This window comes from Limosilactobacillus galli (genome assembly GCF_947381495.1).
Taxonomy (GTDB): Bacteria; Bacillota; Bacilli; order Lactobacillales; family Lactobacillaceae; genus Limosilactobacillus; species Limosilactobacillus galli.
In genome coordinates this window covers 1-11,851 of record NZ_CANCWK010000050.1, presented here as the reverse complement: position 1 = coordinate 11,851, position 11,851 = coordinate 1, and the positions used below count along the sequence as shown (strand labels likewise).

The 11,851-nt window shown below is 51.1% G+C and carries 11 protein-coding genes; 9 read left to right on the top strand and 2 right to left on the bottom strand.

The features are described 5' to 3' along the window. Positions 1–178 precede the first annotated feature (178 nt). Complete coding sequence (locus QOS10_RS08295) at positions 179–1,300, top strand: AI-2E family transporter (protein ID WP_283595004.1); 1,122 nt, start codon at positions 179–181, stop codon at positions 1,298–1,300. Between the two features lie 70 nt (positions 1,301–1,370). Here QOS10_RS08295 and QOS10_RS08290 read toward each other — a convergent pair whose 3' ends face one another. Continuing rightward, positions 1,371–2,081 (bottom strand): MucBP domain-containing protein, encoded by a 711-nt coding sequence (locus QOS10_RS08290; protein ID WP_283595003.1) that lies wholly within the window; start codon positions 2,079–2,081, stop codon positions 1,371–1,373. Between the two features lie 155 nt (positions 2,082–2,236). Here QOS10_RS08290 and QOS10_RS08285 point away from each other — a divergent pair, with 155 nt between their 5' ends. Next, positions 2,237–2,836 (top strand): ECF transporter S component, encoded by a 600-nt coding sequence (locus QOS10_RS08285; RefSeq protein WP_283595002.1) that lies wholly within the window; start codon positions 2,237–2,239, stop codon positions 2,834–2,836. 104 nt (positions 2,837–2,940) lie between these two features. Here QOS10_RS08285 and QOS10_RS08280 read toward each other — a convergent pair whose 3' ends face one another. After that, positions 2,941–5,157: an ATP-dependent Clp protease ATP-binding subunit gene (locus tag QOS10_RS08280; RefSeq protein ID WP_283595001.1), complete on the bottom strand. Its 2,217-nt coding sequence runs from the start codon at positions 5,155–5,157 to the stop codon at positions 2,941–2,943. Positions 5,158–5,409: 252 nt separating this feature from the next. Here QOS10_RS08280 and QOS10_RS08275 point away from each other — a divergent pair, with 252 nt between their 5' ends. The 7 genes from QOS10_RS08275 (at position 5,410) to QOS10_RS08245 (ending at position 11,517) form a co-directional block, all read left to right on the top strand. After that, positions 5,410–5,589: a hypothetical protein gene (locus tag QOS10_RS08275; RefSeq protein WP_283594999.1), complete on the top strand. Its 180-nt coding sequence runs from the start codon at positions 5,410–5,412 to the stop codon at positions 5,587–5,589. Positions 5,590–5,731: 142 nt separating this feature from the next. Next, positions 5,732–5,998, top strand: coding sequence for a phosphocarrier protein HPr (locus QOS10_RS08270; RefSeq protein ID WP_283594998.1), 267 nt, complete (start codon positions 5,732–5,734; stop codon positions 5,996–5,998). Then, positions 5,998–7,728 (top strand): phosphoenolpyruvate--protein phosphotransferase, encoded by a 1,731-nt coding sequence (gene ptsP, locus QOS10_RS08265; RefSeq protein ID WP_283594996.1) that lies wholly within the window; start codon positions 5,998–6,000, stop codon positions 7,726–7,728. Before QOS10_RS08270 ends, ptsP begins: the two co-directional genes overlap by 1 nt. 164 nt (positions 7,729–7,892) lie before the next feature. Beyond that, positions 7,893–9,089: a glycosyltransferase family 4 protein gene (locus QOS10_RS08260; RefSeq protein ID WP_283594994.1), complete on the top strand. Its 1,197-nt coding sequence runs from the start codon at positions 7,893–7,895 to the stop codon at positions 9,087–9,089. A gap of 13 nt (positions 9,090–9,102) precedes the next feature. Continuing rightward, on the top strand, positions 9,103–10,137 hold the full coding sequence (locus tag QOS10_RS08255) for a glycosyltransferase family 4 protein (RefSeq protein WP_283594993.1): 1,035 nt from the start codon (positions 9,103–9,105) through the stop codon (positions 10,135–10,137). Continuing rightward, the gene (locus QOS10_RS08250; RefSeq protein WP_283594991.1) at positions 10,130–11,146 is read left to right on the top strand and encodes a lysylphosphatidylglycerol synthase transmembrane domain-containing protein; all 1,017 of its coding nucleotides are present in this window, start codon (positions 10,130–10,132) and stop codon (positions 11,144–11,146) included. Before QOS10_RS08255 ends, QOS10_RS08250 begins: the two co-directional genes overlap by 8 nt. Before the next feature lie 122 nt (positions 11,147–11,268). Next, positions 11,269–11,517, top strand: a complete 249-nt coding sequence (locus tag QOS10_RS08245) for a DUF1797 family protein (protein WP_283594989.1) — start codon at positions 11,269–11,271, stop codon at positions 11,515–11,517. The last annotated feature ends 334 nt before the right edge of the window (positions 11,518–11,851 follow it).

The following is an 11,851-nucleotide window of genomic DNA, read 5'->3' as shown; positions in this document are numbered from 1 at the left end:
CGTTCTCATCAACCAATAATTAATTGGTCAGTGCTATTTATTTCAGCTTAGTGGCTAACTTATTCTTGAAATTTAGAGTGAAATAAAAACTTCACCGTCCTTAGAATTAGTAGCTATCTTTTGCTATGAAATAGACTTATCATATTAGATGATTAATTAAAGCTAAGGATGAAATATAATGTCTAGTCAAAAATTCTACCATTGGCTTTTTTGGCCACTGGTCCTGCTTGTCATTGCGACGTTAATCTTTGTCTGCACGAAGATTCAGTTTATCTTCAAGCCCTTTTTAACTTTTATTTCAGTGGTTTTCGTGCCGCTGATCTTATCGGGCTTTCTGTATTACATGCTGAACCCAATCCTTAAATTGATGATGAAGGTGCGGATTGGTCGTTTTCGTTTTAATAAGGGGGTGGCGAGTCTCCTCCTGGTAGTCCTGCTGATTTTGATCATTGTTGGGGGACTAGCAATCCTGATTCCGCCGGTGGTCAAGGAAATCACCAGTCTGGTGACCCATCTGCCGCAGACGGCTACGGGGATTCAACGCCTGCTGAACAACACGATTCAGCACTCGCCGTTCAAGAAGGTTGACCTGAACTCCTACTATCGGCAATTCGACCACCAGCTGGCCAAGTATGCTCAGATCGTCCTGAAGGGGTTGTCGTCGCGAGTTGGCGATATTATTGGGATGGTCACCAACATCACGGTGGTTACCATCACCGTGCCAGTGATGCTCTTCTACATGCTCAAGGATGGCTCCAAGCTGGCGCCAAGTGTCCAGAAGTGGTTGTCACCGCACCATGCCAAGGAAGTCGACCAGTTGCTCCGCAAGATGAATGATACCCTGTCCTCATACATTTCTGGGCAGGTGATTGAATGTCTTTTCGTCGGGGTCTTCACCTCAATTGGTTACCTGATCATCAAGCAACCGATGGCCCTGGTCCTCGGGATCGTTGCTGGTCTGTGCAACATTATTCCTTACATCGGACCCTATATTGGGATTGCGCCGGCCCTGTTTGTTTCACTAACGATGGCACCGAAGAAGCTGATTCCGGTAATCATTGTGGTCCTGATAGTTCAGCAAATCGATGGGAACATTGTCTACCCGAACATTATTGGGCGCAGCCTTAAGATTCACCCACTGACGATCATCTTGCTTCTGCTGGCGGCAGGACACATTGCTGGGATTGCGGGGATGATCCTTTGCATTCCGGCTTATGCGGTGGTTAAGACCGTCTGTGAATACTTCTTTGATATTTACCGCATTGAACATCCAACTGAAGAAAAAACTACACCTGAATAAAACAAAGGCGTTGACCAATTGCTACGGTTCTGCAATTGGTCAACGCCTTTTTAGTTAGGAATAAGTATCCTTATTCCTCCTCATCAATCTTCACATAATTCCCAGAAACATACCGCTTGTCTCCAATCTCATACCAGGTCAGCTGGTTATCGCTGAGCTTGTTGGTGAGGGTAACTTCCTGGCCATCGTCAATCTTGTCCACGCGGTTTCCATATGGGGCATCGTAGATATCGATTGCCTTGCCGGGGATGTAGTCAATAGTGGCCTTGACGTTATTGAGCCGGAGAACGGTCAGCTGGTTTTCCAGGCGTGAAGGGATCTTTTTCTCGCCTTCGAACGGGTTGTCGACGACGTGCATCTTTTCGTACTTGATCCACTGGTCAGCACCAATCTCGTACCAGAACTGCCCATCCTTGGTGGCGACCCGCTGGAAGGCCTTGATGATGATATCCTGTGGCAGCGGTTGGCTGACCGGCATCCCCTCGACAGTATCGTAGACGACCGTTGGGGCCTCCAGCTCCAGATACATATCGATGTCCTGGACTTCGCCCCATGACTTCTTACGGTAAAAAAGCTTGATGTTACGCTGGGTCATGTCAAAGGTCCCGGTAAGCTCGCCCTCAGCCTTGACATAGTCGTAGTTGGGGAACTTTTTCTGATCAACCTGGTATTCTTCGCCAATGCGTCCCCGTAGCAATTGGGGCACAATCAGATTGGCGCCGGAATCAATATCGACATAATAAACCCAGATTGGGTTGCCCGTTTTAAACTTTTCAAACATGTTTCCACCCCGATAAAGATACTATTTCTTTTATTATACCGCTTTTTATTAGCCGTCACGCATTCGCTCTGCTATTTTTAATCACCCTTAAAATTAGCCAAGCCACCCCTGATCTGGTAGAATTTAGCTATTCGAAACGAAAGTGAGGGAAGAGAATGACACGGCACCAACGCATCCGGCGGAATACGCTACGGGCAATCTTTATGGCGATTATCATCCTCCAGGACCTGGTTCCGTTCTTCGGCAACATCCCCCTGGGACCGCTGAGTATCACCACCCTCCACGTCACGGTTATCCTGGCGGCAATCACCCTCGGGCCAGGGGAGGGGGCAATCATCGGTGGTGTCTGGGGTATCCTGACCTGGGTTCGCGCCTTCGTGGCACCGACGAGTCCGCTCGCTCCGCTGGTGTTTACCAATCCGCTGGTGGCCATTTTTCCACGGATCATGATCGGCGGGGTGGCCGGCTACCTCTTCCAGCTGGTTGTCCACTATAGCCACTCTCAACGTTTGGCAGCAATCTTGGCAGCGGCCGCCGGAGCCATCACGAATACCGGCCTGGTTCTGGGACTGATCTACCTCTTTTATCGGACGCCCGCCGTGGCCCACGCTTACGGGGTGAACGTTAGCCACCTTTTACCGGCCCTGTTGGCGATCATGGCGACCAATGGCCTGGCGGAGCTTCTCCTGGCCGTCATCATCGTGCCGCTGATCGCGTTGCCGGTACTGGAGGTTCGGCGCCGCTTGGGACAATAACAAATAAAGATATCATCCATAATAAAAACCCGTTCGGAATATCATTGTACGTATTCCGGACGGGTTATCTATTTATTAGGGGACCGGTGTTGCGGGTTCTTTATTTAGTCTTCTTGCTTGTTAACGTCGCTGGTAGTGGCAGGAGCCGTAGCTGCAGTTACGGTGATGTTGCCATCGTCGTCGAGCTTAGCGACTAACTGCTTGACGTCATTGTGGTCAAGTACGTAGTCGGCGATCCGGTCTTCAATCTGTTCCTGGATGACCCGGCGCAGTGGACGAGCACCCATCTTTGGATCGAAGCCGAGGTCGACCAGCTTGGCTTCGACGTCTTCTGGGACATCGATGTGGAGGCCACGATCGTTGAGCATCGTGTTGACGTCGTTGATCATCAAGTTGACGATCTTCATCAGGTCGTCCTTGGTGAGGGCGTTGAACTGAACGATGTCGTCGAACCGGTTAAGAAATTCCGGCTTGAAGTAGTTGGTCAGCTTGTCAATGATGGAGTGGGTATTGCCACTGGCTTCGGCACCGAAACCAACACTGGCAACGGCATCCCCAGTCCCAGCATTAGACGTCATGATGATGATCGTGTCCTTGAAGGAAACGGTCCGACCTTGTGAATCGGTCAGGCGACCGTCATCGAGGATCTGCAGGAACATGTGCATAACATCTGGGTGGGCCTTTTCAACTTCATCGAGCAGGATCAGGCTGTATGGGTGCCGCCGAACTTGTTCGGTTAATTGACCGGCTTCCTCGTAACCAACGTAACCAGGAGCAGCCCCGATTAGCTTAGAAGTCGATGTCTTATCCATGTATTCGGACATGTCGAACCGGATCATAGCATCCTTGGAACCGAAGAGCTGCTTAGCAAGCTGCTTAGCGGTTTCGGTCTTACCGACACCAGTTGGGCCGACGAAGAGGAAGGAACCAATTGGCCGACCAGACTTATTCAGCCCAATCCGGTTCCGCCGAATGGCCCGGGCAATCTTATCAACCGCCTCGTTTTGGCCGATGACGTGTTCCTCAAGCTTCTTGTCGAGGTCCCGCAGCTGGTGTTCTTCTTGCTTCTGCAGGTCGCCGACAGGGATGTTGGTCTTCTCTTCGACAATCTTTTGCATGTCAGCAACCGTAACCGTAGCGGAGTCCTCAGTGTGGTTTTCTTCCGCTGCCTTCTTGGCCTTCTCCAGCTTAGTAACTTGGTCACGGTAGAAGGCGGCCTTTTCGTAGTCTTGGTTGTCAACAGCTTGCTGCTTGTGGGCTTCAGCCGTGTGGATCTCATTTTCAATCGTGTTTGGATCAGCCGTCTTCAGAGTGAGGTTCTTCCGGGAACCAGCTTCATCGAGCAGGTCGATCGCCTTGTCCGGCAGGAACCGGTCCTGGATGTAACGGTCAGAGAGCTTAGCAGCGGCCACGATGGCGTCATCCGTGTACTTAACGTGGTGGTAATCTTGGTAACGACCCTTGATCCCGTTAAGAATCTTGATGGTTTCCTCGACGGATGGTTCGTCAACCTCGACTGGTTGGAACCGCCGAGCGAGGGCCGCATCCTTTTCGATCTTCCGGTATTCATTAAGGGTCGTGGCCCCGATGAGTTGGAAGTCACCACGAGCAAGGGCTGGCTTCAAGACGTTACCGGCGTCCATGCCGCCCTCGGCATTACCGGCCCCCATGATTTCGTGGATTTCGTCAATGAAGAGGATGATGTTCTGGTTCTTCTGCACTTCCTGCATCAATTGCTGCATCCGCTTTTCGAATTGGCCACGGATTCCCGTGCCTTGAACCAGGGAAACGACGTCGAGCCGAATGATTTCCTTGTTGGCCAGCTTTTCTGGCACTTCACCAGAGACGATGGCCTGGGCGAGACCTTCGACAACGGCCGTCTTACCAACCCCGGCTTCACCGATCAGGACCGGGTTGTTCTTGGTCCGCCGGTTGAGGATTTCGATGACCCGCTTGATCTCGTTGTCCCGACCGATCACGGGGTCGATCTTGCCTTGCCGGGCCATGTCGGTGAGGTTGATCCCGTATTGACCGAGAACTCCCTTGCCGCCGCGCCGGCCGCCTTGACGTTGGCCCTGGGCACCGGCTGCTTGACCGTTGCCGGCAGCTTGGCTTTGCATGTTGTTCATTGCGTTCATGAAGTCTTCGAGGCTTCCAAAATTGAAGTTATTCATTCCGTTCCCCCCGTTCATCATATTGGTTTGAAGGTTTTGTAATTTTTGATAGCAATCTTGACAGAGGTCGATTTGAACCCGCTGACCGTTAAAGTTCATCTGTGGGTGAATCGTCGCGGGATTTTGATGACAATTTTGACAGAGCATCTAATAAAATACCTCCTTAAAAAGTATGGGTGAAAGGTCTGAATTTTCTTTGACCTTTCTTGACCATTGATTACATTATACTTACTTTTAGTCGTAAAGCAAGTCAGAAGTGCTGACCTGCGAAAATCATAAAGACTTGGCGGTGTAAGCAACGGTTAAATACCTATTTAGATTTTAGCACTCTTTATATTGGAATGCTAAAATGAGTGATCCAGCTTTAATTTATGTTAAAATTTTGATGGAGGTAATAATATGGAAAACTTTGAACAGCAACTCGACGACCTGCGTGCCGGCAAGATCGACCACTTCGAGATTACCCCGGAGAACTTCCAGGAGTTCCAGCGGGTCTTCCACGCCTATCCGTACCGGACCCAGATCGAAGGCAAGGCCAATATCGGTGGGAAGATTACCTATCATTTGCGGGAACGTTAAGGAATTCGCTAAAAGGTCGAGTTTAATTTTCCGTGATCTTGTATTTAACGCTTACAATTGCTAAAATATACGTATCGAGGTGTATCAGAGGTGTATGGCCGCTGATAATTAAGTAAATCTGCTCGAAGGAGACTGATTAAGTATGGAAAAACGTGACTTTACAATTACTGCTGAGACTGGTATTCACGCACGTCCAGCAACGATTTTGGTACAAACTGCATCCAAGTACAACTCAGATGTAACCCTGTCCTACGAGGGCAAGAGCGTTAACCTGAAGTCCATCATGGGTGTTATGTCTCTTGGTGTTGGCCAAAACGCTGACGTTACCATCACGGCTAACGGTGACGACGAGAAGGAAGCCTTAGACGCCGTTGCTGAAACGATGAAGAAGGAAGAATTGACTGACTAATGTCTTTACTACTAGATGGGTTGGCAGCGAGTAGCGGAATTGCCATCGCTCCTGCTTACCTATTAGTAGGGCCAGATCTATCCATTAAGAAACAGCATATTGCTGACAAGAATCATGAAGTCGCTCGGCTTCGTGATTCTTTTGCTTTAACCACCAAAGAGCTGCAGGCTATCCGGCAGCGGGCTCATCAAGACCTTGGCCACCAGGCGGTCGCGGTGGTGGATGCCCAGCTGGCAATGGTGAATGATCCCGTCCTCCTAACAACAATTGAGCGTTTAATCGATAAACATTCTTATACGGCCGAGTGGGGAGTCAAATTAGCGACTGATAACTATCTGGCACTTTTTGAGCGCAATAATGATGACTACTTGAACTCCCGGATTCTGGCCGTCCGTGACGTCTACAAGCGGGTTATCAGCCACCTGCTGGGCGTCAAACTCCCAGATCCGGGAGCCCTGGACCACCGGGCAATCCTGGTAGCGCCGAACATTACGCCGACTGATATGGCCCAGCTGGATCGCCGCTATGTAGTGGGCCTGGTGACGGATTCTGGGGGCCGGACTTCTCATTTTTCGATCATGTCTAAGACCCTGGCCCTGCCTGTGGTTGTCGGTACCAATACGGCTACCAAGAAGATCAAGACTGGTGACCTGCTGATCGTTGACGGGATTCACGGCAAGGTGATTGTCAACCCGACCGAGCAGCAGCTGGAGCATTATCGGTTGTTAGCGGGGGAGTTTGCCCGCGAACAACAGGCCTGGGGAGCTCTTCGCGACCAGCACACTGCTAGCCAGGATGGCCGTAAGTACGAGGTGGCGGCTAACGTCGGTGCCCTGAGTGATATTGCCATCGCGCGGGACCACGGTGCTGAGGGAATTGGTCTCCTGCGGACTGAATTTTTGTACATGAACCAGACGGAACTGCCCAGTGAAGAGAAACAGTTCAACGCTTACCGCCAGTTTGTCAGTGGCATGGATCAGCAACGGGTGGTGGCGCGGACCCTCGACATCGGCGGTGACAAGCGACTTGGGATGCTTAAGCTGCCCCGGGAGGAGAATCCCTACCTGGGCTTTCGGGCCATTCGAATTGGCCTGGCCGAGCCGACAATCCTGCGTCTCCAGCTTCGGGCGCTGTTGCGGGCTTCGGCCTATGGGCGGCTAGCAATCATGTTCCCGATGATCGCCACCCCCGAGGAGTTTACCCAGGCGCGGGAGATGCTGGATGATGAAAAACGGAAGCTGAGTCGCGCTGGTGTGGCGGTAGCCGATAATATCGAAGTCGGCATGATGCTGGAGGTTCCGTCGGCAGCGGTGATGGCCGACGTCTTCGCCCCCGATGTCGATTTCTTCAGCATCGGCAGCAACGACCTGATCCAGTACCTGTTTGCGGCCGACCGGGGAAACTCCCGGGTTTCCTACCTGTACCAGGAGCTCCATCCGGCGGTTCTGCGGCTGGTGAAGCGGGTGATCGATGCCGCCCATGCCGAGGGCAAGTGGGTCGGCATGTGCGGGGAGATGGCCGGCAATCCGCTGGCAACCCCACTCTTGACCGCGATGGGGCTGGATGAATTCTCAATGAACAGCAGCCAGATCTTGCCGATTCGTTCCCTGATCAGCCACCTGAACAACCGCCAGCTCCAGCCGCTCGTTCACCGGGCCCTAGCCGCGCACAGTGCCCGTGAGGTGGAGATGCTGGTAAAGGAATACGTGCCAATGTTGCGCAAAGATTAACTTACTTGACAGTGGGCGGAAGCATCGTCTTCCGCCTGCTTTTTGTTGGCTGGAAACTTGTCAGGGGACCCAATTAATCTTAGAATGGAATGAAATGTCATTTTGGCGAACATTCGCGTATAATAAAATATTATGGCTAAATACGATTAAAAGGAGCAGTTAGTTTGAATATCGGTCTCTTTACAGATACATATTTTCCGCAAGTCAGTGGGGTCGCGACCTCGATTAAAACCCTTCGCGACGAACTGATTGCCCAGGGACACCACGTCTATATCTTCACCACCACCGACCCGCAGGCCAAGCATGACGATGTGGAGGAGGGCATCTACCGCTTTCCAAGCATCCCCTTTGTTTCGTTCAAGGAACGGCGAATTGCCGTCAGGGGAGCTTTCCGCGCGGTGCGGCTGGCTAAGAAGTTTCAGCTCGACATTGTCCATAACCAGACAGAATTTGCGCTGGGGATGATGGGCAAGCTGGTGGCCCGCGAGTTGAAGATTCCCTGCCTGCACACCTACCACACGATGTACCAGGACTACCTGCACTACATTGCCAACGGCCACATCGTCAAGCCGCGCAACGTGGCCACCTTTGTGCACCTCTACATGAAGAGCATCGACGGGGTGATTGCTCCCAGTGACCGGGTTCTCGATACCATGCGAAGCTACCATGTGACGGCGCCAATTCGGGTGATCCCCACCGGTATTAACCTGCGGGTGTACCGGCAAAAGGACTCGGCTGCGCAGGTGCACGAGTTGCGGCAGCGCTACGGCTATGCTGACGATACCCCCGTCCTGCTTTCATTGAGCCGCTTGGCCTACGAGAAGAATATCAATGCTTTGATTGCTGCCATGCCCGATATTCTGAGCAAACGCCCCGCGGCCCAGCTGCTCATTGTGGGTGCGGGACCGGCCCGGCATTCACTGGAGCGCCAGGTTCGCCAGCTGGATTTGACCGACCATATTCAGTTTGCCGGCGAGGTGGACAACAATGAGGTTTATCACTATTACCAGATGGCCGACGTCTTTGTCTCGGCATCCGACTCGGAGTCCCAAGGGCTGACCTATGATGAGGCTCTGGCGTCTGACCTGCCAATTGTGGTGATGCGGAGCAAGTACACTGACGAGCTGATCGACGACCCAGCGATTGGGGTGAGTTTCCAACAGCAAAGCGGCTTGGTACGCGGGGTATTGCACTATCTCGATCATCCGAACGATCAGGAGTCGCACGCTCGACGTCAGGCCAAGCTGCATTCGATCTCGTCGGAAGTCTTTGCTAAGCAGGTGGTCGAGTTTTACACTGACTGCCAGCAAAAATTGGCTGCAGAGCAGGGATCGAAATTGCGGCATCGTTTGTTTCACTGATTAGGGAGTTCTTATGCTTAAGATTACAATGTTTTCATCGGCAGATAAGGTCGCTGGCCAAGGAGTCGGCAGTGCGTACCTAGAGTTGGTCCACCTGTTGGAGAACAATTTTCAAGATGAATTTGATATTGCGATCAACAAGTATCGACCGTCAACAATCAGCCACTACCACACGATCGACCTGCCGTTTTATTTTTCAACCTTTTCTGCTAAGCGGGGCCGGAAGATCGGCTACGTCCACTTTCTGCCGGAGACCTTAGAAGGGAGCCTGAAGATTCCGCAGCCGTTCCGGGGGATTTTCTACCGGTACGTCATTGCCTTCTATAAGCGGATGGATCACCTGGTGGTCGTCAATCCTTCATTTATCGATAAGCTGGTGGCCTATGGAATCCCTAAGGAGAAGATCAGCTATATTCCGAACTTTGTCGACAGCGATCATTTCCACCCGGTGACGCCGGCTGAAAAAAAGGCTCTGCGCGACAAGTACCACCTGCCCCGGGATCGTTTTATCGTCTTTGGAAGCGGTCAGGTTCAGGAGCGCAAGGGGGTTCCGGACTTCATTCAGCTAGCCCGACAGAATGAGGACGTTCAGTTTGTCTGGGCCGGCGGTTTTTCCTTTGGACGATTGACGGATGGCTACCGGGAGCTTAAACAGGTGGTGGATAATCCACCGGAAAATCTGCGCTTCACGGGGATCGTCTCCCGTGATGAGATCGTCGAATTGAACAATGCCGCAGACCTCTTCCTATTGCCGTCGTATAACGAGCTATTCCCAATGTCGGTCCTGGAGGCCTTTAGCTGTGGGAACGCCGTCATGCTGCGGGATCTTGATCTCTACCATTCGATCATTGCTGGCGACTATGAGCCCGCGGAGAATCTGGATGAGATGCAGATGAAGCTGACCCTGCTGCGCAATGACCCGGCCCGGCTTGCCCATTGGCAGCATCAGGCTCACCTGGCTGCCCAGCGCTACTCTAAGGAACACCTGGCTCAGGTTTGGCACGATTTCTACTACCAGCAGGCACAGGAGGAGAAGACCCGTGAATAGACGAAATTGGTTAGTTCTCATCCTGATGATGCTGATCGGGGTGGGGATAATTGGATACTCGCTGCGGACAGTCAACCTCCGTCTGCTGGTTCGCGAGGTCAATACCCTGAACTGGGGATGGATGCTGGTGGCTATTCTCTGCATTTGTCTCTATTTGGGACTGGAAGGGGTTGTGGTGAAGATCTTCATGAAGGATCGGCACCGTGACTTTACCTGGAAGGATGCTTTGCGCCTGCCCCCAATTGAGCAGCTTTTTAACGGGATCACGCCATTCTCAACCGGGGGCCAACCCGCCCAGCTGGTGGCGATGCTGCAGTCGGGCGTTGATGGCGGACGGGCCAGCTCGGTCCTGTTGATGAAGTTTGTGGTCTTCCAGGCGATGATTGTTATTAACTTCATCATCAGCCTCATGATTGGGTTTCACTACATTGAGGAGAAATTGCATGCACTGGCAATCCTGGTTGTGCTGGGCTTTTTGATCCACCTAGCCGTGATTGTTGGTCTGCTGATGGTGATGTACTGGTATCGCTTTACGAAGCGGGCAATGAACCTCTTGATCCGACCCGTGGCGATCTTTATCAAGTCGGAACGCTACGAGAAGATGAAGATTCGGTTAAATGAGATGGTGGACTCCTTCTACCAGGAGAGTCTAAAGATGAAGAGTGAATACCGGATGATGGGGCGGGTCTGCGTCGTCACTTTGCTGCAGCTCTTCTTCTACTACATGATTCCGTACTTCATCATGCTGGCATTGGGGATTCACTATATCGACTTTGTCATGGTGGTGAGCCTGCATGTTCTGATCTTCATGATCATTTCCCTTTTCCCGATCCCTGGTGGGGCTGGGGGTGCCGAATACAGCTTTTCAGTTCTCTTTGCCAGCTTTGTACATTCTAATACCAAGCTAGTTTTAGCGATGATCCTGTGGCGCCTGATTACCTACTACTTTGGAATGGTTACGGGGATGATCGCATTGATGATCAAGCCAGACAAGGTGGCAACAGAATAAAAGCATTAGATTGGTTGAAGCGTCTGAAGAGGATGCTTCGACTTTTTTGGTAGCAAATTAGTTGAAGCGTGCTGGCGAAAATAGTAGGGTAGGATATAGTAATGATTTGAGGAGAGGATGTAATGGCTGCTTCACAGTTAGTGCAGATTATTCGACGATTGGACGCAATGCGCAATGACTATACCGGGAACCGACAGCATCGAACATTCGAACAGTTTGGCATTCCGGTGTGTGAGGTGACTTATATTCGCGACCGCGATGAGTTTACCTACGTTCGCTTTCGACCGCGGGAACGCTTCCGCTTTGATGATCTCGATTTGGCAGCAATCGAAGTTTTCAATTGTCTTTACGACTTCCGGAATACTTTCTGATTTTTTACGGAAAAGGTATTGACGAATTGTTGCGAGGTTGGTATATTATTACTTGCTGTTACGAAGCAGCGGTTATCGATGATTTATCTTTGATTGCTTCTTCAAAATTGCTGTTGACAATGATTGATTGATTTGTTAACATAATAAAAGTTGTCTCGTGAGTTATGTGAGATTACTTCAATTGATTTCTTAATTAAAAAAGTTCTTGACTTTAAAATTAAGAAATGCTAAACTGATGAAGTTGTGTTTAACAACTTGGTAGACCTTTGAAAACTGAACAAAGTTTTGACGAACTAAATGTGTAGGGTCTTCAATCACTTCGGTGATTAGAAGC

Coding starts and splice junctions, on each gene's coding strand:
- QOS10_RS08295 (WP_283595004.1), top strand. CDS start 179: ATGTCTAGTCAAAAATTCTACCATTGGCTTTTTTGGCCACTGGTCCTG.
- QOS10_RS08290 (WP_283595003.1), bottom strand. CDS start 2,081: ATGTTTGAAAAGTTTAAAACGGGCAACCCAATCTGGGTTTATTATGTC.
- QOS10_RS08285 (WP_283595002.1), top strand. CDS start 2,237: ATGACACGGCACCAACGCATCCGGCGGAATACGCTACGGGCAATCTTT.
- QOS10_RS08280 (WP_283595001.1), bottom strand. CDS start 5,157: ATGCTCTGTCAAAATTGTCATCAAAATCCCGCGACGATTCACCCACAG.
- QOS10_RS08275 (WP_283594999.1), top strand. CDS start 5,410: ATGGAAAACTTTGAACAGCAACTCGACGACCTGCGTGCCGGCAAGATC.
- QOS10_RS08270 (WP_283594998.1), top strand. CDS start 5,732: ATGGAAAAACGTGACTTTACAATTACTGCTGAGACTGGTATTCACGCA.
- ptsP (WP_283594996.1), top strand. CDS start 5,998: ATGTCTTTACTACTAGATGGGTTGGCAGCGAGTAGCGGAATTGCCATC.
- QOS10_RS08255 (WP_283594993.1), top strand. CDS start 9,103: ATGCTTAAGATTACAATGTTTTCATCGGCAGATAAGGTCGCTGGCCAA.
- QOS10_RS08245 (WP_283594989.1), top strand. CDS start 11,269: ATGGCTGCTTCACAGTTAGTGCAGATTATTCGACGATTGGACGCAATG.